Here is a 19775-nt window from a genome sequence, read left to right on the forward strand (position 1 = left end):
TTTTAGCGCAACTTCGAGCACATGACCATGGACAAAAAGGAACCGGCCCCGAACTTCGTAGAGAAGTCCGAGGCCGGTCCGGATGGCCGGATCGAGCGGCGGGAGCCGCGCTCCGTCCTACAGCGCGACTCCCAGCAGGGCGTCGACCGTACGCGAGACGAGGCCGGGCGCGCCCTCGTCGGTGCCGCCCTCCGCGCCCTGGAGCACGGCCCAGCGGTCCACCGCGGCGAGCGCCGCGGGGCTGTCCAGATCGTCCGCGAGGGCCTCGCGGACCTCCTCGACCAGCGCGTCGGCGGACGGTCCGTCCGGGCGCGAGACGGCGGCCCGCCAGCGCGCGAGGCGCTCCACGGCGTCGGTCAGCACCTGGTCGGTCCACTCCCAGTCGGAGCGGTAGTGGCGGGAGAGCAGGGCGAGCCGGATGGCCGCCGGGTCCACGCCGTCGCGGCGCACGGCCGAGACGAAGACCAGGTTGCCGCGGGACTTGGACATCTTCTCGCCGTCCAGGCCGACCATTCCGGCGTGGACGTAGGCCTGGGCGAACGGGTGCTCGCCGGTGAGGGCCTGGGCGTGCGAGGCGCCCATCTCGTGGTGCGGGAAGGCGAGGTCGGAGCCGCCGCCCTGGATGTCGAAGCCCATGCCGAGGTGGTCGAGCGCGATGGCGACGCACTCGATGTGCCAGCCGGGGCGGCCGGCGCCGAGCGAGGCGCCGTCCCAGCTCGGCTCGCCGGGGCGGGCGGCCATCCAGAGCATCGGGTCGAGGGGGTTCTTCTTGCCGGGGCGCTCCGGGTCGCCGCCGCGTTCGGCGGAGAGCAGGCGCATCGCCTCGGCGTCGAGGCCGGAGACCTCGCCGAAGTGCGGGTCGGTGTCGACGGAGAAGTAGACGTCGCCGTCCAGATCGTAGGCGGCGCCCGCGTCCCGGAGGCGTTCGACGAGGGGCACGATGCCCGGTATCGCCTCGACCGCTCCGATGTAGTGCTGCGGGGGCAGCATCCGCAGGGCGGTCATGTCCTCGCGGAAGAGGGCCGTCTCGCGCTCCGCGAGCTCGGTCCAGTCCTGACCGTCGCGCACGGCCCGCTCCAGCAGCGGATCGTCCACGTCGGTCACGTTCTGGACATAGTGGACCTGCCGCTTGGTGTCGAGCCACACGCGCTGAACGAGATCGAACGCGTTGTAAGTCGCCGCATGACCCATGTGGGTCGCGTCGTACGGCGTGATGCCGCAGACATAGATGCGGGCGACGGGACCGGGGTCAAGGGTGATCCGTCCGCCGGTCGCGGTGTCGTGGATCCGAAGGTCGCGGCCCTTGCCAGGCAGGGCGGGGACCTCAGAAGCGGGCCAGGCATGCATGTCATGAGCGTAACCGGACGATGCTTCCGGATACGAACCGGATCCGTAATCCTGTCCGAAGAGGCCTTCTTGCGCCGAGCTCCGTCAGGCGCTAGCGCCCGGCTCCGCCGTCGGCCGCGCTACACCGGCGGCCAGGGGATCGGCGGCCACTGGCCGCTCGGCTGCGGGTGGACGGCGCCCTTGACCAGCGCGTCGACCCGTTCGCGCAGGGCCTCCAGCTCCGCCGGTGTGATGAGCTCGGCCATCCGGGTGGTCAGGACGGTCCCGGGCGCCAGCTCCGCGGCGAGCCGGCCCAGCACCTGAAGGGCCTCCTCGGTCAGCGGCTCGCCCGCCCAGCCCCACAGCAGGGTGCGCAGTTTGTCGTCCGCATTGAAGGTGACGCCGTGGTCGATGCCGAAGAGCCGTCCGCCGGGGGCGGGGAGCAGGTGCCCGCCCTTGCGGTCGCCGTTGTTGATCACCGCGTCCAGCACCGCGAGCCGCCGCAGCCGGGCGTCGTCCGCGTGGACCAGCAGCGCGGTCCTCCCCTCCCCCACGTCCGCGAGGCCCACCGCCTTCCAGCCCTCCCCGGGCTCCTCGTCCTCGACGAGCGCCAGCAACGGCGGTTCGCCGCCGCCGTCGCCGGAGGGCTCGGGGGCGTCGATCCAGAGCTGGCACATGCCCTGCCCGTAGGGCCCCTCCCGCAGCACGGTGGGCGGCACGAGGTCCCAGCCGGTCGCCCGGGAGATCTCGTACGCGGCGACCTCCCGCTGGGCGAGCGTGCCGTCGGGGAAGTCCCAGAGCGGCTGCTCCCCCGCGACCGGCTTGTACGCGCAGGTGCGCTCCTCGCCCTCGTACGCCACCGTGCAGTGCAGCACCGCGTTGGACGCCCCGCCGACCTGCCCGAGGACAGTGATCGCGCCCTCGGTGAGCAGGGTCAGCAGCTCGGTGTCCGTCAGGCTCCGCGACGGTATCCGTTCTGGCGCGGGCATACGTGTCCTTCCGGATCGAGCGGCAGGCTGCACAGCGGGCACGGCGGGCGGCCCGCGTTGACGACTTCCAGGGCCCGCTTGGCGAAGGCGCGGGCCTGGGCCCCGCTGAGCCGGACGCGGAGCATCGGCGGGCCGTTCTCCTCGTCCTGGAGGAGCTTCTCCTCGGCCTCCGCGAGGTCGTCCTCGGAGTCGGCGTCGAGTTCGACGAGGGCCTGCGCCTCGACGATCATGCGCTGTTCCTCGCCGTCCCAGGCCAGGGCCATGGTGCCGACCCGGAACTCCTCCTCGACCGGAACGTCGAGCGGCGCGGTGTCGGAGACGTCGGTGGGGGCCACCGCGGGCACCGGGGAGTTGCCCCCGGTGCGGCGCACGACCTCGTCGAGCAGTTCGTCGATCCGCTCGGCGAGAGCGGCGACCTGGGTCTTCTCCAGGGCCACGCTGGTGACCCGGCCCTGGGAGGACGCCTGCAGGAAAAACGTACGGCGGCCAGGCAACCCGACCGTACCGGCCACGAATCGGTCCGGTGGGTCGTAGAGGAACACCTGACGGGACACGTCCTGCTCCCTTGAGATTCGAAGGTGGTTGGGGGGGGCGCTACGGCGCGTCCACCCTACTGCCCGGAGCGATCACGGCGCGCCCGCGCCGCCCCCGACCGTCGCGTCCGCCGTGCCGTCGCCCGCGGGGGACGCGGCGGCGTCCGCCCCGACGGAGTGTTCGCGGGGGGCCAGGGGGGCGAGATCGCCGGTGTCGCCGAGCCTCAGGAGGAAGGGGCGCAGGCGCGTGTAGCGGATCGCGGTGACCGAGCAGGGGTCGACGTGGACGCGCTGGAAGAGGTCCAGGTGCATGCCGAGCGCGTCGGCGACGAGGGACTTGATGATGTCGCCGTGCGAGCACATGACGTACGTGGCGTCCTCGCCGTGCTCCTTCTCGACGCGGTCGTTCCAGTCGCGTACGGCGTCGACGGCGCGGGCCTGCATCGCGCGCATGGACTCGCCGCCGGGAAAGGCGGCGGCGGAGGGATGCTGCTGGACGACGGACATCAGGGGCTCGTCGGCGAGTTCGGCCAGCTTCCGTCCCGACCAGTGGCCGTAGTCGCACTCGCTGATGCGGTCCTCGGTGTGCAGAGGCAGGCCGGGGCGGGCGTCGAGGAGCGGCTGGAGCGTCTGGCGGCAGCGCTCCAGCGGACTGCTGACGGCAAGGGCCGGGGCCAGGGCGGCGAGCCGTGCGGGCAGGGCCGCGGCCTGCGCCGCGCCCCGTTCGTCGAGGAGGACGCCGGGGGTGCGGCCCGCGAGCACTCCGGCGGTGTTGGCGGTGGAGCGTCCGTGGCGTACGAGGATCAGCGTGGGCATGTCCGCCAGCCTAGAGGGGAGGCGAAGGTGCGCGCGGGGCGGTCACGGGGAAGAATGCCCGCCGTGATCGTGGACTGTGCCATCTACCGGGACGGGCGCCGCACCGAACGGCCCGACGACTTCTCCGATGCCCTGGACGAGGCGCGCGCCTCGCAGGACGCGTTCCTGTGGATCGGGCTGCACGAGCCGACGGAGGCGGAGTTCGACCTCGTACGGGACGAGTTCGGGCTGCACCCGCTGGCCGTGGAGGACGCGCTGCGGGCGCACCAGCGCCCCAAGCTGGAGGTGTACGACGACTCGCTGTTCGCGGTGCTCAAGCCGGTCGTCTACGAGCCCGAGAGCGACACGGTCAGCGCCGACGAGCTGATGGTCTTCATAGGGGACTCCTTCGTGGTGACGGTCCGGCACGGCGAGGGCGCCCCGCTGGCGGCCGTGCGCCGCCGGCTGGAGGCCGAGCCCGAGGTGTTGAAGCACGGCCCCACGGCGGTGCTGTACGCGGTCAGCGACGCGGTCGTGGACCACTACATGGACGTGGCAGGCGAGCTCCAGGTCGACCTGGAGGAGCTGGAGACGCAGGTCTTCGCCCCGAGCGGCGGCGACTCGAAGAACACCGCCGCCCGGATCTACACCTTCAAGCGGCAGGTGCTGGAGTTCCGCCGGGCGGCCGGTCCGCTGACCGCGCCGATGGCCCGGCTCGCGGGGGCGGGCGTGCCGTTCGTCCATGAGCACGCGCAACCGTTCTTCCGGGACGTGGCCGACCACCTGACGCGCGCCAACGAGCAGGTGGAGGGGCTGGACCGGCTGCTCTCGGACATCCTGTCGGCGCATCTGGCGCAGATGGGCGTGCGGCAGAACGACGACATGCGCAAGATCTCGGCCTGGGCGGCCATGGCCGCCGTCCCGACGATGGTGGCGGGCGTCTACGGCATGAACTTCGACCACATGCCGGAGCTGCACTGGGTGTGGACCTACCCGGCGGTGGTCGCGCTGATGGGCTGCGCCGTGTTCGGCCTCCACCGGCTGTTCAAGCGGCGCGGCTGGCTCTGACGGCCCGGCGGCCGCGCGTCGCGGGAACCCTCAGGCGTACTCGTGTTCCGGTACGGCGGGGCTGCCGAGCGCGTCGCGCCGCTGCGGCATCTCCAGGCTCACCATGCGCCGCCAGCCGACGAGGCGCTCGTACGCGTACATCGCGTGGATGCCGGCGGCGAGCACGGCGGCCTTGGGGCGCGACCAGCCGAGCACGCGTCCCATGGCGGCCATCACGGCGAGGCTGACGTCGCGGTAGACCCGGATCTCGGCCAGGGCGCACTCGCGCATGATCCGCTGGATGGTCCGGCCGTGTCCGGCGCGGGCGAGGCCGAGGAGTTCCTCGTGGCAGTAGGCGAGGTGGTTGTCCTCGTCGTTGGAGATCATCTTCACCGCGCGGCCCAGGTCGGGGTGGTCGGCGAAGTACCGGCGCAGCAGGCGCATCTGCTCCGAGGCGCGCTGCTCGGTGACCCGGCTGTGGGCCAGGTAGGTGATGATGTCGCGCTCGGTGAGGCGCTCCTCGCCCCGCAGCCGGGAGTGCGCGAGGCCGATCCCCTGCTGCTCCAGGAGCATCGTGTAGTCGGTCTCCGGCGGGACCTCGACGGGCGGCAGCCCGCGCTTCTTCAGGAGGGCGTTGAAGATCCGGCCGTGCTTGTCCTCGTCGGCCCCGTGCCGGACGATCTTGGGGGCCAGGTCGCGGCGGCCCTCCGGGACGAGGGCGGCGATGCGGGCGTTCTCCCAGCCGCCCTGCGCCTCGCCGCTCGCGGCGATGGAGCAGAAGAGCCGGTACGACTCGTCGTTGTCCAGGATCTCCTGGAACAGGGTCTGCGCTGAGAGCATGAGGGCCACCTCCGTACCCGTTGCCCGCGGAGCCGAGGTCCGCCGAGCAGTAGTCCGCAGGGAGAGTCAAATGTGCCGCGCGGCAGTCGGCAACCGGAGCGGTCACGGACAGCGCCCGCCGGGACGGCGTAACCCCCGGGCGTGCGGGGCGTTGTTCCGGGTGACGGCCGTGGCGGGGAAGACCCCCGAGCCCCCACCACGGCCGTAGTGCTGTCCCGGTGTCCGTCAGGCGAGTCCGGAGCGCTCCAGGGCGTCCGTGCCGGCGCGCAGGGCGGTGAGCCGCTCCTCCAGGGTGAAGCCGGCCGGGGCGAGGTTGAGCGTGGTGACCCCGGCGGCGGCGTACGCCTGCATCCGCTCGGCGATCCGCTCGACGGAGCCGAGCAGCGAGGTCTGGTCGATCAGCTGGTGCGGTACGGCGGCGGCGGCCCCGGCCTTGTCCCCGCCCAGGTACTTGTCCTGGATCTCGGCGGCCTCCTTCTCGTACCCCATGCGCTGGGCGAGCTGGTTGTAGAAGTTCTGCTTCCGGCTGCCCATGCCGCCGACGTACAGGGCGGTGTACGGGCGGAACATGTCGGCCAGGCCGTTCACGTCGTCGCCGACGGCGAGGGGCAGCGTCGGGCTGACGTCGAAGCCCTCCATGGTCTTCCCGGCCTTCTCCCGGCCCGCGCGCAGCGGCTGGATCGCGGTCTCCTCCAGGTGCTCGGCGGAGGGGAAGATCAGCAGCGCGCCGTCGGCGATCTCACCGGTCTGCTCCAGGTTCTTGGGGCCGATCGCGGCGATGTAGAGCGGGATGTGCTCGCGCTCGGGGTGCACGGTGAGCTTGATCGGCTTGCCGGGGCCGCCGGGCAGCGGCAGCGTCCAGTGCGCGCCCTCGTACGACAGGCGCTCGCGGGTCATCGCCTTGCGGACGATCTCCACGTACTCGCGGGTGCGGGCCAGCGGCTTGTCGAACTTCACGCCGTACCAGCCCTCGGAGACCTGCGGGCCCGAGACCCCGAGGCCGAGCCGGAAACGGCCGCCGGACAGCGAGTCGAGGGTGGCGGCCGTCATCGCCGTCATGGTGGGCTGACGGGCCGGGATCTGCATGATCGCGGAGCCGACGTCGATCGACTCGGTCTGGGCCGCGACCCAGGTCAGCACGGTCGGGGCGTCGGAGCCGTACGCCTCGGCCGCCCAGCAGACGTCGTAGCCGAGCCGGTCGGCCTCCTGCGCGACGGCGAGGTTGTCGCCGTCCATGCCGGCGCCCCAGTAACCGAGATTGATGCCGAGCCGCATAACCGCTCCCCTTACTGATCAGTAACGTCCCTTTCTCCGGACTCTAGCGCGGGTGACGGCGATCCGGCAGGCCCGGCGGACCTCCGGTTGTCCACAGGCCTCCACCCCGTGGGGCCCCGGCCAGTAATCTCAGCGCCCATGGAGCAGAGGCATCTCGGCCGTACCGGCCTTCGCGTGTCCCGGATCGGGCTCGGCACCCTCACCTGGGGCCGGGACACGGACGAGCACGACGCCGCCGACCAGCTCAAGGCCTTCTGGGACGCGGGCGGCACCCTGGTGGACACCGCCGACGTGTACGGGGGCGGCGAGGCCGAGTATCTGCTCGGGCGGATCGTCGACAGCCTGGTCCCCCGCCAGGATCTGGTCATCGCCACCAAGGCGGGCAACGTCCCGGACCCCTACCGCCGCTTCAACGGCTCGCGCGGGCACCTGCTGGCCGCCCTCGACGCCTCCCTGGAGCGGCTCGGCACGGACTATGTGGACCTGTGGCAGATACACGCCTTCGACCCGGCGACCCCGCTGGAGGAGACCCTCCAGGCGGTGGACCTGGCCGTGTCCTCCGGCCGCGTCCGCTACGCGGGCGTCTCGAACTTCTGCGGCTGGCAGCTGGCGAAGGCCGCCACCTGGCAGCTCGCCGCGCCCGGGGTGCGCACCCGGCTGGCCAGTACGCAGATGGAGTACTCGCTGCTCCAGCGGGGCATCGAGCGCGAGGTGCTGCCCGCCGCGCTGGACCTCGGGATCGGCCTGCTGCCGTCCTCGCCGCTGGGGCGCGGTGTGCTCACCGGCAAGTACCGCCAGGGCACCCCGTCCGACTCCCGGGGCGCGTCCGAGCGGCTCGCCCCGTTCGTCGAGCCCTATCTCGACGACGCGGCGTCCCGGATCACCGAAGCGGTGGCGACGGCGGCGGACGGCCTGGCGACGAGCCCGCTCCAGGTGGCGCTCGCCTGGGTCCGGGACCGGCCCGGAGTGGTCGCGCCGATCGTCGGCGCACGCAACGCCGGTCAGCTGGCGGAGGCTTTGTCAGTGGAGGCGCTTAGTCTTCCCTACGAGATCTGCCAGGCGCTCGACGATGTGTCGGCGCCCGTGCACCGCTATCCCGACCAGGACTGGAGCACGCTGTGACTGCGCTTCCCGGGGAGACCCCCGGCACCGTCGGCACGGACACACCACAGGACGCGGTGTCCCCGCCGGACCCCGGTGCCGAGGGCCCCGCGCACGCCGAAGCGCCCGAAGCCACCGAGCCGCCGGCCGAGGCTGCCAAGGCGGCCAGCCCGGCCGAGGCTGCCGACGCGGAGGACGGCCCGGCCGCCGATGCCGCGCCCGCTGAGGGCGCCGCCGACGCGTCGTCCGCCGCCGAGCTCTCGGAGGCGCAGGCCGAGCTGGCCGCGCAGCGCGAGCTGCGGGAGCGGATCGAGAAGCGCAAGGCGGAGAAGGCCGCGCCCATCGCCGCCGGCACCGGTCTGAGCGGCACGGCCGCCGATCTGCTCGCGGCCGTCCGGGCCGTGGAGAGCGGCGAGAAGGCGGGCACCCAGTTCTTCGCATCGCCCGCCGCTGCCCCGGCGCCCCGGCGTCCCGCTCCGGCCGCCGCGCAGCCGCCCCGGGCTCCCGTGCCCGAGGCCGCGTCCGCTGCACAGCGGGCCTCCTCCCCGGAGGCCCTGGACGCGGTGCGTGCGGTGCTCGCGGAGGGCGGGGGCCCCGAGGCGCTGGCCCGCCCGGCCGTCGGCGTCCTGGGCGAGCAGGCCGCCGAGCTGCTGCGCGCCGACCCCTGGCAGCTGCTGGCCGTGCCCGGCGTGCGGCCGGAGCAGGCCGACGGCTTCGCACGGGCCCTGCTGGGCGCCGACTGCGGTCCGGACGACGGGCGCAGGACGGCGGCCCTGGTCGGCTGGCTGCTGGAGCGCGCCGCCCTCCAGGGCCACACGGCGCTGGACGCCGGGACGGTGCGGGCGGCGCTCGCCGAGCGTGCGGTCGGCGACCCGGACGCGGCGGTGCGCGACGCCGTCGAGGAAGGCGTCGCCCTGGTCTTCCAGGAGGGGGGCGACCTGGAACCGGACGACGCCGAAGCGGCGGACGGCGAGAGCGACGAGACGGACGGGGCGGGCCTCGCGGAGGACGCCGACGCGGCCCGGGAGCCGGTCCAGGTGCTGCTGGGCCTGGACCGCTACGCCTTGGCCGAGGAGAGCCTCGCCGACGGCCTGGCCCGGCTGGTCAACGCCTGTGAGAAGGCCGCCGACTGGGCGGAGGCGGCCGCGGCCGCGCCGTCGCCCTCGGCCGCCGAGCTGATCCGTACGGCCGCCGCCGCCGGACTGGTCGCGCACAGCGGCGGGGAGGCGGCGCGGGCCGAGCCCGCCGCCCTGATCGCGGCGGCGCGCGGCCTGGGCCTGCGGGCCCTGGGCGCGACCCACAGCGAGGACGGCCGCCGGCGCCTCGCGGCGGCCACCGGTGACCCGGACACGGCGGTCACCCTGGCCGGTCTGCTGTCCGGCGCGCAGGGCCCCGGCCGGGACGAGGACGGGGCGCTCGCTCTGGACCTGCTGGTGGTCCTGGACGCCCCGCAGCTGGACGTGGAGAGTGCGGCGGTCCTGGTCGAGGCGCTGGCCGACGGCGCCCGGCTGGTGCTGAGCGGCGACCCCGGCGTGCTCGGCTCGGCGGGCGCGGGGCGGGTGTTCGCCGATGTGCTGGCCGCCCGCGCCTGCCCGCAGGTCGTCTCGCGCACCCCGGACCCCGGGCCGATCGGCGAGCTGGTCTCCGGCATCGGCATCGGCGAGCTGAACCAGGTCGAAGCCCCGGGCAAGGAGGTGGTGATCGTTCCGGTCCGCGACGCGGGCGAGGCGGTCCACCGCACCGTGCAGCTGGTCGCCGACTCGGTGCCCCGGGCGTTCTCCATCCCCGCCGAGGAGACCCAGGTGATCACCGTGGGCCACGGCGGGGCCGCCGGGACCCGGGCACTGAACGAGGCGCTGAAGCAACGGCTCAACCCGGGCCCCGGCCGGTTCGGCGGTTTCGACCCGGGCGACCGCGTGGTCCATGTGCCCGCGCCCGGCCGTGCGGTGCCCGGGGTGGTCCGCTCGGCCGACGCCGAGGGGCTCCGGCTGGACTGCGGGGGCGTCCCCGTCGTCGTACCGCAGGAGCAGGTGGAGTCGTCGGTGCGGCACGGCTGGGCGCTCAGCGCCCACCAGGCGGCCGGGATGCGCTGGCCCGCCGCGGTCGTGGTGCTGCCGGGCGACGCCGCCCAGGGGCTCAGCCGACCGTGGGTGTACACCGCCTTCGGCCGGGGCGAGCGGCATCTGTCCGTGGTCCACGGGGTGGACCAGGCGCTCCCGCACGCGGTGGCGCAGGTTCCGGCCCAGGAGCGGACGACCAGGCTGCGCCCGCTGCTGGAGGCGCTCCCGACGCCCGACGCGGCTTCCTGAGCGGATCCGGACAGCGGTGGGGCCCCGGTGCGTCGTGCGTGCACCGGGGCCCCACCGTCACGTCCGGTGCGGGGAGGGGGGAGGGAGAGGGTCAGAGGCCGCCCACCGCGGGCCCGGCGAAGTCCTCGTCCGACTCGTCCTCCTCGTCGAAGACCGCGCTGACGTCGAAGCGGCAGACCACCCGTTCGGGGTCGGCGTCCTCGAACGGGGCGCCGAGCCACTCCCCCGGCTCCGGCGGGGTTTCGCCGGCCGAGACCCACAGGGTGGAGTCGCCCTCCTCCAGACCGAACTCCTTGTGCCGGGAGGCGATCTCGTCCGGTTCGTACTCGCCGAAGAGCACACCGAGCGCGGCGTGGACGCTGGTGCCGACCACCGGGGCCGTCTCCTGTCCGCCGACCGGACCGGCGTCGAGGTCGGCGAGGCGCTGAGCCTGTGCGAGCAGGCGCGGGGGCTCCACGACCACGTAGTCGCGCCGGATCAGGACGCTGAGCGCGCTGGGCTCCGCGGGACCGGCGTAGGTCGGCAGGGAATCGTCCGCGCCGGGGATCTCGAAGGGGGTGACCTCGTCGTAGCGGTCGTAGAGGAGCTCGTCGTAGACCTCGGCGGCAGCGGCAAGGGCGTTGAACGCGTCGTAGACGGCGGGGTCGTCGTCCCCGGTACGGCGTTCGACCGCGTCGAGGTGACGGTCGATCGCGGCTTTGACCGCTTCGGCGGCGGCACGTACCTCGGCAGCGGTGGGCTGCGCAGCATCAGACATAGTGCAGACGCTATCCGTACGGGGGCTCTGCCCGCACAATAGATGCGATGCCGGAATACGAATTCATCGACGTGTACGTGCCGCGCGGGGTCTCCCGCAAGGAGGCGGCCCGACTTCTGACCGACCACGCCGAGTACGGACACTGGGAGCTGGACCGCCTGACGCTCCGCCGCGACGGCAGCCGCAGGGTGCGGCTGCGCAGGCGGATCATCCGTCAGCTACGGGCCACCTGGTGACAGGGAGCGGGCCCCGCGGTCGCGGGGCCCGCTCCCCCTTTTTCCGGGGTGTGCCGTGCTGTGTCCGCCCGGATCAGGCGGCGCTGCGCGAGCGGCGGTAGAGAACCGATCCCGCACCGGCCAGCAGGAGTCCGGCACTGGCCGGGATGAGCAGTTCGAGCCCTCCCCCACCGGTCTGTGCGAGCTGCTCCTCGGGGAGGTGCTGGGTCTCCGGAGCGTTCGGCTCGGGCGGCTGGTTGGCCGGCGGGGTGACCGGCTTCTCCGGCGTGACCGGGGGAACCTCCGGCTCCTCGGGCGGCGGGGGCGGAACCTCGGCGTCGTTGGAGCAGCTGTTGCCGAAGGCGGGGTTCAGCAGTCCGCCGATGGTGACGCTGTTCCCGCAGAGGTTCACGGGAATGTCGATCGGCGCCTGGATCAGGTTGCCGGAGAGGATGCCGGGCGAGCCCTGGGCGGTCCCTTCGGCTGTGGCGCCACCGCCCGGGGCCCGGTGCCGTCCGGTGCCGGGCTCGGAGTGCCGGTCCGTGGTGGTGGTGTCGCCTGCCTGGGCGCTGTTCCCGGAGCCGCCGGGGACCGAGCGGGTCTCCGGGGTGGCCGAGCGGTCGGCCGAGCGGTCACCGGAGCGGTCGGATGCTGCTGATCCGTTTCCGCAGTCGTTTCCGCCGGTGGGGTTGAGCAGTCCGCCGACGCTGACGGAGTTGCCGCAGACGTTGACCGGGATGTCGATCGGGACCTGGACCGAGTTGCCGGACAGCACGCCCGGCGAGCCGGACGCGGTGCCTGCCGCGCCGGAGTCGGCGTGGGCGTATCCGCCACTGAGCGCGAGCACTCCGCCCGCCGCCGCCATGGTGATCAGGCCTTTACGAGTGACCTGTCGCATAGGTTCGTTTCCTGCCTTCTGCCTTCCGAAAAACCCCCGGACATGACCGTGCGGGAGCCGAATGCCGAACGGTCCCGGAGTGCATGGAGTGCACTCCGGGACCGGTCGAGCTCAAACCCTTACGGGTTGACGTTCAACGTCACGCGTTGACGCAGGTGTTGCCGAAGGCGGGGTTCAGCAGACCGATCACGGAGACCGTGTTGCCGCACACGTTGACCGGCACGTGGACCGGAACCTGGACGACGTTGCCGGAGAGCACGCCGGGGCTGCCGATGGCAGCACCCTGGGCGCCCGCGTCGGCGGAAGCCATGCCCGCACCCGCGAGAACGAGGCCACCCGTAGCAGCCGCAACTGCGACGACCTTCTTGATCATTATTCCTCCTAGTTGGAAATGCGGTCCCAGCCGCGGACCGCACACCTTGTAACGAGGAGGATGTGGCGGGGCTACGTGTGAACGGCTCGTTTCACTCGTTCGGACATGCCCGTACAGGTGGGCGAATCGACGCCCCCTCGGTCGCCGCGCGGTCAGGAATGGTCGATGAAGCGGTCGAGCACCCGCACGCCGAACTGCAGACCGTCGACCGGGACCCGCTCGTCGACACCGTGGAACATCCCGGCGAAGTCCAGCTCCGGCGGCAGTTTCAGCGGGGCGAAGCCGAAGCCGCGGATGCCCAGGTCGTCGAAGGACTTGGCGTCGGTGCCGGCCGAGAGCATGTACGGCACGGCACGGGCGATCGGGTCCTCGGCGACCAGCGCGGTCTGCATGGCGTCCACCAGGGCGCCGTCGAACGTGGTCTCCAGGGCCTTGTCCGCGTGCACGTCCTCGCGCCGGACGTTGGGGCCGAGGATCCGGTCCAGGTCGGCGAGGAACTCCTCCTCGTACCCCGGCAGGTACCGGCCGTCGACGTGGGCGGTCGCCTGGCCCGGGATGACGTTGACCTTGTAGCCGGCGCCGAGCTGCGTGGGGTTGGCGGTGTTCTGGAGGGAGGCGCCGATGAGCTTGGCGATGCCGCCGAGCTTGGCGAGTGTCGCGTCCATGTTCTCCGGGTCCAGCTCGGTGCCGAGCGCGTCGGAGAGCTCGTCGAGGAAGTGCCGCAGCGTCTTGGTGACCCGGACCGGGAACTTGTGCCGCCCCAGCCGCCCGACCGCCTCGGACAGCTCGGTGATGGCGTTGTCCTTGTGGATCATCGAGCCGTGCCCGGCGGTGCCGTCCACGGTCAGCTTCATCCAGTGCATGCCCTTCTGGGCCGTCTCCACCAGATACAGCCGCAGATTCTCGTTGACCGTGAAGGAGAAGCCGCCGACCTCGCTGATCGCCTCGGTGACGCCCTCGAAGAGCCCGGGGTGGTTGTCGACGAGGTAGCGCGCGCCGTAGGTGCCGCCGGCCTCCTCGTCGGCGAGGAAGGCGAGCACGATGTCGCGCGGGGGCTTGCGGCCGGTGCGCATGCGCTCGCGGACGACCGCGAGGGTCATCGCGTCCATGTCCTTCATGTCGACCGCGCCCCGGCCCCACACACAGCCGTCCGCGATCTCGCCGGAGAACGGGTCGTGCGTCCAGTCCGCCGCGTTGGCCGGGACGACGTCGGTGTGCCCGTGGATGAGGAGCGCCGGGCGGGAGGGGTCCTCGCCCGCGATCCGGGCGACGGTGGAGGCCCGCCCCTTGTGCGACTCGAAGATCTGCGGCTCCAGGCCGACCTCCGCGAGCTTCTCCGCCACGTACTCGGCCGCGAGCCGCTCACCGGGGCCCGAGTGGTCGCCGTAGTTGCTGGTATCGATCCGGATCAGGTCACGACAGAGGTCGACGACCTCCCTCTCGGCGTTGCCACCGGAGACGGTCCTGCCCGTGCTGCTCTCGCTCACGCTGCTTCCTTCCACTGTCGCTGCGGTGCTCCTCTCTCATCCTCCCGCGCCCACGGCGAACACCCAAGGCCGCACACCCCCCGTCACGCACCGTTCACAGCCATCGGGGCGTGATCGAGCACCCCCGAATGTTTGCTATGGTTTTCCACGTCGGAACGGGCACTGGCCCGCGAGACAGACACCTTGTCCGGGTGGCGGAATGGCAGACGCGCTAGCTTGAGGTGCTAGTGCCCTTTATCGGGCGTGGGGGTTCAAGTCCCCCCTCGGACACCAGCAGGAGCCCCACTTCCGTGGGGCTCTTTTGCGTCACCGGGCGACCACGGAGAGGGGCGGCCATGCGAGGTCGCAGAAAGCCGCCTGCCGCCCCGCTCCCCCAGCGGAACGGGATCGACGCGGTGCGGGTGCGGCTGCCGGAGGATCCCGCCGGGGCCTGGGCATCGGTCGGGGAGCATCTGGCCGCGCGGTTCGGTGGGGCGATCGGGGCGGAGCGGGTGGCCGCGATGCTCGACGCCGGCCGGTTCGTGGGGGCCGACGGGGTCGCCGTGCGGGGCGCCGAGCCGTACACCGCCGGGCGGTATCTCTGGTTCCACCGGGACTTCGCGCCGGAGGAGCCGGTGCCCTTCCCGGTCGGGATCGTGTACCGGGACGAGCGTCTCGTGGTCGCCGACAAGCCGCATTTCCTGGCGACCGTGCCCCGGGGCCGGCACATCACCGAGACCGCGGTGGCCCGGCTGCGGCGGGAGCTGGGCCTGCCCGCGCTGCAGCCCGCGCACCGGCTGGACCGGCTGACCGCGGGGCTGGTGCTGTGCGTGGTGCGGCCCGAGGACCGGGGCGCGTACCAGACGCTGTTCCGGGACCGGCTGGTGCGCAAGGAGTACGAGGCGGTGGCCCCGTACGACCCCTCGGTGGCCCTGCCCCGGACCGTGCGCAGCCGGATCGTGAAGGAGCGCGGGGTGCTGGCCGCCCGCGAGGAGCCGGGCGAGGCGAACAGCGAGAGCCGGGTGGAGTTGGTGGGGCGCCGGGGGCCGCTCGGGCGCTATCGGCTGGTGCCCGCCACCGGGCGGACCCATCAGCTGCGGGTCCATATGAACGCGCTGGGGCTGCCGATCGTCCACGATCCGCTGTATCCCGCGGTGGCCGCGGAGGCGTCCGCCGATGACTTCTCGCGGCCCCTCCAGCTACTGGCGCGGCGGCTGGAGTTCACCGATCCGGTCAGCGGGGAGCCGCGCCGCTTCGAGAGCGGGCTGCGGCTCTCCGCCTGGCCGGACCGGTGACGCACGCCGTCGTCAGTGGCCGCGCTTGATCCACACGTCGAGCTGCGGGGCCTCCGCGTCGATGGAGGTGGGGTCGCCGTGGCCGGTGCGGACGGCCGTGTCGCCCGGCAGGGTGAGCAGCCGGTACCGGATCGAGTCGATGATCGTCGGGAAGTCCGAGAAGGACCGCCCGGTGGCGCCGGGCCCGCCGTGGAAGAGCGTGTCCCCCGTGAAGACGGTGGCCAGCCCGGGGGCGTACAGGCAGACCGCGCCGGGGGCGTGGCCCGGGGTGTGCAGAACGGTGAGGGCGGTGCCGGCGACGGTCAGTTCCTGGCCGTCGGTCAGGGTGCCGTCGGGGGTGCGGTCGGGGTGCGTCTGCTGCCAGAGCGGCAGATCGTCCGGGTGGAGCAGGATCGGGGCGCCGGTGGCGTCCGCGAGGGCGGGGGCGGCGTCGATGTGGTCGTTGTGCGCGTGGGTGCAGACGATGGCGCGCAGCGTACGGCCGCCGAGCGCGGCCTCGATGGCGGCGGCGTCGTGGGCGGCGTCGATGACGATCGCCTCGGTGTCGTCGCCGACGATCCAGACGTTGTTGTCGACCTCCCACTCACCGCCGTCGAGGGCGAAGGTGCCGGAGGTGACCAGGTGGTCGATGCGGGCGGTCATCAGAAGACCACCACCGAGCGCAGGACGTCACCGTCGTGCATGCGGGCGAAGGCCTGCTCGATGTCGCCGAGTCCGATGGTCTCGGTGACGAAGGCGGCGAGGTCGAGGCGGCCCTGCTGGTGGAGGTCGACGAGCATCGGGAAGTCGCGGGAGGGCAGGCAGTCGCCGTACCAGGAGGACTTGAGCGAGCCACCGCGGCCGAACACGTCCAGGAGCGGCAGTTCCAGCTTCATGTCCGGGGTCGGGACGCCGACCAGGACGACCGTTCCGGCGAGATCGCGGGCGTAGAAGGCCTGTTCGTAGGTCTCCGGGCGGCCGACGGCCTCGATGACGACGTCGGCGCCGTTGCCGTCGGTGAGGGCGCGGATCGCCTCGACCGGGTCGCTGGAGCGGGAGTTGACGGTGTGGGTCGCGCCCATCGTCTTCGCCGTCTCCAGCTTGCGGTCGTCGATGTCGACCGCGATGATCTTCGCCGCGCCGGCCAGCCGGGCCCCGGCGATGGCCGCGTCGCCGACGCCGCCGCAGCCGATGACGGCGACCGAGTCGCCGCGGCCGACCTGGCCGGTGTTGATGGCCGCGCCGATGCCCGCCATGACACCGCAGCCCAGGAGGCCCGCGACGGCCGGGGAGACCGCGGGGTCGACCTTGGTGCACTGGCCGGAGGCCACGAGGGTCTTCTCGGCGAACGCGCCGATGCCGAGGGCGGGCGACAGCTCCGTGCCGTCCAGCAGCGTCATCTTCTGCTTCGCGTTGTGGGTGTCGAAGCAGTACCAGGGGCGGCCGCGCAGACAGGCCCGGCACTGGCCGCACACCGCACGCCAGTTGAGGATGACGAAGTCGCCGGGGGCGACGTCGGTGACGCCCTCACCGACCGACTCCACGACGCCCGCGGCCTCGTGGCCGAGGAGGAAGGGGAACTCGTCGTTGATGCCGCCCTGCTTGTAGTGCAGGTCGGTGTGGCAGACGCCGCACGCCTGGATCTTCACGACCGCCTCGCCGGGGCCGGGGTCCGGGATCACGATCGTCTCGACCCTGACCGGCTCGTTCTTCCCCGGTGCGATGACCGCTTGCACCTGCTGTGCCATAGCCCTGCTCTCCCTGCTCCCGCGCTTCGCGAAGATCGATCGCGAACCACCGTACGCCTTGGGAGACCCGCTATGGAGCGAGCACGTCCAGTTCGTGCAGGGCTCCCACCGCGATCTCCTTGGTGATCCGCTCGGCGGCCTCGGGGTCGCCCTCGCGGACCGCGTCGGCCAGCCGTACGTGCAGGGTGACGGCGGCCGGGTCGGGGTCCTCGAACATCACCTGGTGGTGGGTGCGGCCGGCGAGGACCTCGGCGACCACGTCCCCGAGACGGGCGAACATCTCGTTGCCGGAGGCGTTGAGGACGATGCGGTGGAAGGCGATGTCGTGTTCGAGGTAGCCCTCCAGCTGCTGGCCGCGCGAGGTGGCGACCATGCCGAGGGCGCGTTCGGTGAGCTCGGCGCACTGCGCCGCGGTGGCGTGCCGGGCGGCGAGGCCGGCCGCGACCGGTTCGATCGCGGAGCGCAGCACGGTCAGGGAGCGCAGCTGGCGGGGGCGGTCGGCGCCGGCGAGGCGCCAGCGGATGACCTGGGGGTCGTAGACGTTCCAGGTCTCGGTGGGGCGGACGGTCACGCCGACCCGGCGGCGGGACTCGACCAGGTGCATCGACTCCAGGACCCTGACCACTTCGCGGACGACCGTACGGGAGACGTCGAAGCGCTGGGCGAGCTCGTCGGTGCGCAGGACGCTGCCGGGCGGGAACAGGCCGGAGGAGATCTCCAGACCCAGGGTGTCCAGCACATGGGTATGCAGCCCCTGGCTCTGTGTGGTCATGGGTCAAGCCTACGGGGCGGCCCTCGGGAACAAAAAGTACGACGTTTATGTCACAGCCTCTTGAATACGTCGTACCTAATAGGTTTCAGTAGCGCGACGGACCGATGTCGAAGAAGACAGCGAGGCACCCATGAGCACCCCCCACGTCGTCGTGGTGATGGGCGTGGCAGGAACCGGCAAGACCACGATCGGTCCCCTGCTCGCCGCCGAACTCGGCGTTCCCTACGCCGAGGGCGACGACTTCCACCCCCCGGCGAACATCGCCAAGATGTCGGCCGGCACCCCCCTGGACGACGACGACCGGTGGCCCTGGCTGGACGCCATCGGCTCGTGGTCGCACGGACGGGCGGGGCTCGGCGGGGTCGTCTCCAGTTCCGCGCTCAAGCGGGTCTACCGGGACCGGCTGCGGGACGGGGCGCCGGACGCCGTCTTCCTTCATCTGACCGGTGACCGGGCGCTGATCGAGGAGCGGATGGCGGACCGCACGGGCCATTTCATGCCCACCGCGCTGCTCGACTCCCAGTTCGCGACGTTGCAGCCGCTCCAGGCCGACGAGGCCGGAGTGAGCGTCGACGTGTCCGGCACTCCCGAGGAAATCACCCAGCGAGCCGTCGCCGCGCTGCGCCGGCTCGAAGACTAAGGACCATCACCGTGACCAGTCTCAGCGTCGAGATGCTGGCAGCGGACGCCGCCGAACCGATCACCTCGGCAGGCAACGCTCAGCTGGGCATCGCCGTCCTGGCGGGCATCGCCGTCATCGTTCTCCTCATCACCCGATTCAAGATGCACGCCTTCCTGGCGCTGACCATCGGTTCGCTGGCGCTCGGCTCCCTCGCCGGAGCCGCACCGGCCGATACGATCCTCAGCTTCACCACGGGCCTCGGCTCCACCGTCGCGAGCGTGGGCGTCCTGATCGCGCTCGGCGCCATCCTCGGCAAACTGCTCGCCGACTCGGGCGGGGCCGACCAGGTCGTCGACACCATCCTGGCGAGGGCGAGCGGCCGGGCCATGCCCTGGGCGATGGTCCTGATCGCCTCGATCATCGGGCTGCCGCTGTTCTTCGAGGTCGGGATCGTGCTGATGATCCCGGTCGTCCTGCTCGTCGCCAAGCGCGGCAACTACTCCCTGATGCGGATCGGCATCCCGGCGCTCGCCGGGCTCTCCGTGATGCACGGGCTCATCCCGCCGCACCCCGGCCCGCTGGTCGCGATCGACGCCCTGGACGCCAACCTCGGCGTGACGCTGGCCCTCGGCGTGCTGGTCGCCATCCCGACGGTGATCATCGCCGGTCCGGTGTTCTCCCGCTACGCCGCGCGCTGGGTGGACATCAAGCCGCCGGAGAACATGGTCCCGCAGCGCCCCTCCGAGGACCTGGACCGCCGTCCGAGCTTCCCCGCGACCCTGGCGACCATCCTGCTGCCGGTCGTCCTGATGCTGCTGAACGCGCTCGTCGAGATCGTGGTCGACAACCCCGAGAACGGCCTCCAGAAGGTCACCATGGTCGTCGGCTCACCGCTGATCGCCCTGCTCGCGGCCGTCATCGTCGGGATGTTCACGCTCGGCCGGGCCGCCGGGTTCACCAAGGACCGGCTGGCCGGCACGGTGGAGAAGTCCCTCGTCCCGATCGCCGGAATCCTGCTGATCGTCGGCGCCGGCGGCGGCTTCAAGCAGACGCTGATCGACGCCGGGGTGGGCCAGATGATCCTGGAGTTCTCCGAGAACTGGTCGATCCCCGCCCTGCTGCTCGGCTGGCTGATCGCCGTCGCGATCCGCCTCGCCACCGGCTCGGCCACCGTCGCCACCATCTCGGCCGCCGGTCTGGTCGCCCCGCTGGCCGCCGACATGTCGACCTCGCACGCGGCCCTGCTGGTGCTGGCCGTCGGCGCCGGATCGCTCTTCTTCAGCCATGTGAACGACGCCGGGTTCTGGCTGGTGAAGGAGTACTTCGGCATGGACGTCGGTCAGACGGTGAAGACCTGGTCGGTGATGGAGACGATCATCTCCGTGGTGGCCATGGCCTTCATCCTGCTGCTGTCGCTGTTGCTGTAGCGCGCCCG

20 protein-coding genes and 1 tRNA gene are annotated in these 19775 nt (G+C 72.4%); 8 read left to right on the forward strand and 13 right to left on the reverse strand.

Features of this window, described 5'->3' with window-relative positions; translation table 11 throughout:
• Positions 1-117 precede the first annotated feature (117 nt).
• The 4 genes from mshC to ACH4UK_RS24960 all read right to left on the reverse strand — a co-directional run bounded on the left by mshC (position 118) and on the right by ACH4UK_RS24960 (position 3664).
• Positions 118-1347 (reverse strand): cysteine--1-D-myo-inosityl 2-amino-2-deoxy-alpha-D-glucopyranoside ligase, encoded by a 1230-nt coding sequence (gene mshC / locus ACH4UK_RS24945; RefSeq protein ID WP_398359690.1) that lies wholly within the window; start codon positions 1345-1347, stop codon positions 118-120.
• 119 nt (positions 1348-1466) lie between these two features.
• Positions 1467-2315 (reverse strand): SCO1664 family protein, encoded by an 849-nt coding sequence (locus ACH4UK_RS24950; RefSeq protein ID WP_398359692.1) that lies wholly within the window; start codon positions 2313-2315, stop codon positions 1467-1469.
• Positions 2279-2869 (reverse strand): DUF3090 domain-containing protein, encoded by a 591-nt coding sequence (locus ACH4UK_RS24955; protein ID WP_398359694.1) that lies wholly within the window; start codon positions 2867-2869, stop codon positions 2279-2281. The genes ACH4UK_RS24950 and ACH4UK_RS24955 overlap by 37 nt, the downstream gene beginning before the upstream one ends.
• Before the next feature lie 72 nt (positions 2870-2941).
• Complete coding sequence (locus tag ACH4UK_RS24960) at positions 2942-3664, reverse strand: MSMEG_4193 family putative phosphomutase (protein WP_398359695.1); 723 nt, start codon at positions 3662-3664, stop codon at positions 2942-2944.
• 54 nt (positions 3665-3718) lie between these two features.
• Between ACH4UK_RS24960 and corA the strand changes: the two genes are divergently transcribed.
• Positions 3719-4711 (forward strand): magnesium/cobalt transporter CorA, encoded by a 993-nt coding sequence (gene corA / locus ACH4UK_RS24965; protein WP_398359697.1) that lies wholly within the window; start codon positions 3719-3721, stop codon positions 4709-4711.
• 30 nt (positions 4712-4741) lie between these two features.
• Here corA and ACH4UK_RS24970 read toward each other — a convergent pair whose 3' ends face one another.
• Together ACH4UK_RS24970 and ACH4UK_RS24975 are read right to left on the reverse strand one after the other, a co-directional pair.
• Positions 4742-5530: a ferritin-like domain-containing protein gene (locus tag ACH4UK_RS24970; RefSeq protein WP_398359699.1), complete on the reverse strand. Its 789-nt coding sequence runs from the start codon at positions 5528-5530 to the stop codon at positions 4742-4744.
• 225 nt (positions 5531-5755) lie between these two features.
• Complete coding sequence (locus ACH4UK_RS24975) at positions 5756-6805, reverse strand: LLM class F420-dependent oxidoreductase (protein WP_398359701.1); 1050 nt, start codon at positions 6803-6805, stop codon at positions 5756-5758.
• A gap of 138 nt (positions 6806-6943) precedes the next feature.
• Between ACH4UK_RS24975 and ACH4UK_RS24980 the strand changes: the two genes are divergently transcribed.
• Together ACH4UK_RS24980 and ACH4UK_RS24985 are read left to right on the forward strand one after the other, a co-directional pair.
• Positions 6944-7927 (forward strand): aldo/keto reductase, encoded by a 984-nt coding sequence (locus ACH4UK_RS24980; protein WP_398359703.1) that lies wholly within the window; start codon positions 6944-6946, stop codon positions 7925-7927.
• Positions 7924-10215 carry a helix-hairpin-helix domain-containing protein gene (locus ACH4UK_RS24985; RefSeq protein ID WP_398359705.1) on the forward strand — a complete coding sequence of 764 codons (2292 nt, stop codon included), beginning with the start codon at positions 7924-7926 and terminating at the stop codon, positions 10213-10215. Before ACH4UK_RS24980 ends, ACH4UK_RS24985 begins: the two co-directional genes overlap by 4 nt.
• A 91-nt stretch (positions 10216-10306) precedes the next feature.
• On the opposite strand, the gene ACH4UK_RS24990 is transcribed toward ACH4UK_RS24985, so the two are convergent.
• Positions 10307-10972, reverse strand: coding sequence for a hypothetical protein (locus ACH4UK_RS24990; protein WP_398359707.1), 666 nt, complete (start codon positions 10970-10972; stop codon positions 10307-10309).
• 47 nt (positions 10973-11019) lie between these two features.
• Here ACH4UK_RS24990 and ACH4UK_RS24995 point away from each other — a divergent pair, with 47 nt between their 5' ends.
• Positions 11020-11208 (forward strand): DUF5703 family protein, encoded by a 189-nt coding sequence (locus ACH4UK_RS24995; RefSeq protein WP_030114174.1) that lies wholly within the window; start codon positions 11020-11022, stop codon positions 11206-11208.
• Between the two features lie 73 nt (positions 11209-11281).
• On the opposite strand, the gene ACH4UK_RS25000 is transcribed toward ACH4UK_RS24995, so the two are convergent.
• From ACH4UK_RS25000 to ACH4UK_RS25010, 3 genes are all read right to left on the reverse strand, one after another.
• A complete protein-coding gene (locus ACH4UK_RS25000) occupies positions 11282-12085 on the reverse strand; it encodes a chaplin (RefSeq protein ID WP_398359709.1) in 804 nt (267 codons plus the stop codon).
• 139 nt (positions 12086-12224) lie between these two features.
• On the reverse strand, positions 12225-12458 hold the full coding sequence (gene chpH / locus ACH4UK_RS25005) for a chaplin ChpH (RefSeq protein ID WP_006123411.1): 234 nt from the start codon (positions 12456-12458) through the stop codon (positions 12225-12227).
• Positions 12459-12610: 152 nt separating this feature from the next.
• Positions 12611-13945 carry a M20/M25/M40 family metallo-hydrolase gene (locus tag ACH4UK_RS25010; protein ID WP_398359711.1) on the reverse strand — a complete coding sequence of 445 codons (1335 nt, stop codon included), beginning with the start codon at positions 13943-13945 and terminating at the stop codon, positions 12611-12613.
• A gap of 185 nt (positions 13946-14130) precedes the next feature.
• Here ACH4UK_RS25010 and ACH4UK_RS25015 point away from each other — a divergent pair.
• Together ACH4UK_RS25015 and ACH4UK_RS25020 are read left to right on the forward strand one after the other, a co-directional pair.
• Positions 14131-14218 (forward strand) — tRNA-Leu (locus ACH4UK_RS25015).
• Between the two features lie 62 nt (positions 14219-14280).
• Positions 14281-15219 (forward strand): RluA family pseudouridine synthase, encoded by a 939-nt coding sequence (locus tag ACH4UK_RS25020; RefSeq protein ID WP_398359713.1) that lies wholly within the window; start codon positions 14281-14283, stop codon positions 15217-15219.
• 12 nt (positions 15220-15231) lie between these two features.
• Here the strand turns inward: ACH4UK_RS25020 and ACH4UK_RS25025 are convergent, their stop codons facing one another.
• The 3 genes from ACH4UK_RS25025 to ACH4UK_RS25035 form a co-directional block, all read right to left on the reverse strand.
• Positions 15232-15861: an MBL fold metallo-hydrolase gene (locus ACH4UK_RS25025; RefSeq protein ID WP_398359715.1), complete on the reverse strand. Its 630-nt coding sequence runs from the start codon at positions 15859-15861 to the stop codon at positions 15232-15234.
• The gene (locus tag ACH4UK_RS25030; RefSeq protein WP_398359717.1) at positions 15861-16946 is read right to left on the reverse strand and encodes an S-(hydroxymethyl)mycothiol dehydrogenase; all 1086 of its coding nucleotides are present in this window, start codon (positions 16944-16946) and stop codon (positions 15861-15863) included. The genes ACH4UK_RS25025 and ACH4UK_RS25030 overlap by 1 nt, the downstream gene beginning before the upstream one ends.
• A 70-nt stretch (positions 16947-17016) precedes the next feature.
• Positions 17017-17718 (reverse strand): FadR/GntR family transcriptional regulator, encoded by a 702-nt coding sequence (locus ACH4UK_RS25035; RefSeq protein ID WP_398359719.1) that lies wholly within the window; start codon positions 17716-17718, stop codon positions 17017-17019.
• A 130-nt stretch (positions 17719-17848) separates the two neighbouring features.
• Here ACH4UK_RS25035 and ACH4UK_RS25040 point away from each other — a divergent pair, with 130 nt between their 5' ends.
• Both ACH4UK_RS25040 and ACH4UK_RS25045 read left to right on the forward strand, forming a co-directional pair.
• A complete protein-coding gene (locus ACH4UK_RS25040) occupies positions 17849-18358 on the forward strand; it encodes a gluconokinase (RefSeq protein ID WP_398359720.1) in 510 nt (169 codons plus the stop codon).
• An 11-nt stretch (positions 18359-18369) separates the two neighbouring features.
• Complete coding sequence (locus ACH4UK_RS25045; protein WP_398359722.1) at positions 18370-19767, forward strand: GntP family permease; 1398 nt, start codon at positions 18370-18372, stop codon at positions 19765-19767.
• Positions 19768-19775 lie beyond the last annotated feature (8 nt).

The sequence above is a fragment of the Streptomyces sp. NPDC020884 genome (assembly GCF_044333935.1).
GTDB lineage: Bacteria > Actinomycetota > Actinomycetes > Streptomycetales > Streptomycetaceae > Streptomyces.

Bases quoted from the DNA above. Each gene is read 5' to 3' on its own strand.
- ACH4UK_RS24990 (WP_398359707.1), bottom strand. From the start codon at position 10,972: ATGTCTGATGCTGCGCAGCCCACCGCTGCCGAGGTACGTGCCGCCGCC.
- ACH4UK_RS25000 (WP_398359709.1), bottom strand. From the start codon at position 12,085: ATGCGACAGGTCACTCGTAAAGGCCTGATCACCATGGCGGCGGCGGGC.
- chpH (WP_006123411.1), bottom strand. From the start codon at position 12,458: ATGATCAAGAAGGTCGTCGCAGTTGCGGCTGCTACGGGTGGCCTCGTT.
- corA (WP_398359697.1), top strand. From the start codon at position 3,719: ATGCCCGCCGTGATCGTGGACTGTGCCATCTACCGGGACGGGCGCCGC.
- ACH4UK_RS24995 (WP_030114174.1), top strand. From the start codon at position 11,020: ATGCCGGAATACGAATTCATCGACGTGTACGTGCCGCGCGGGGTCTCC.
- ACH4UK_RS24960 (WP_398359695.1), bottom strand. From the start codon at position 3,664: ATGCCCACGCTGATCCTCGTACGCCACGGACGCTCCACCGCCAACACC.
- ACH4UK_RS24980 (WP_398359703.1), top strand. From the start codon at position 6,944: ATGGAGCAGAGGCATCTCGGCCGTACCGGCCTTCGCGTGTCCCGGATC.
- ACH4UK_RS25040 (WP_398359720.1), top strand. From the start codon at position 17,849: ATGAGCACCCCCCACGTCGTCGTGGTGATGGGCGTGGCAGGAACCGGC.
- ACH4UK_RS25020 (WP_398359713.1), top strand. From the start codon at position 14,281: ATGCGAGGTCGCAGAAAGCCGCCTGCCGCCCCGCTCCCCCAGCGGAAC.
- ACH4UK_RS24975 (WP_398359701.1), bottom strand. From the start codon at position 6,805: ATGCGGCTCGGCATCAATCTCGGTTACTGGGGCGCCGGCATGGACGGC.
- ACH4UK_RS25035 (WP_398359719.1), bottom strand. From the start codon at position 17,718: ATGACCACACAGAGCCAGGGGCTGCATACCCATGTGCTGGACACCCTG.
- ACH4UK_RS25030 (WP_398359717.1), bottom strand. From the start codon at position 16,946: ATGGCACAGCAGGTGCAAGCGGTCATCGCACCGGGGAAGAACGAGCCG.
- ACH4UK_RS24950 (WP_398359692.1), bottom strand. From the start codon at position 2,315: ATGCCCGCGCCAGAACGGATACCGTCGCGGAGCCTGACGGACACCGAG.
- ACH4UK_RS24970 (WP_398359699.1), bottom strand. From the start codon at position 5,530: ATGCTCTCAGCGCAGACCCTGTTCCAGGAGATCCTGGACAACGACGAG.
- mshC (WP_398359690.1), bottom strand. From the start codon at position 1,347: ATGCATGCCTGGCCCGCTTCTGAGGTCCCCGCCCTGCCTGGCAAGGGC.
- ACH4UK_RS25025 (WP_398359715.1), bottom strand. From the start codon at position 15,861: ATGACCGCCCGCATCGACCACCTGGTCACCTCCGGCACCTTCGCCCTC.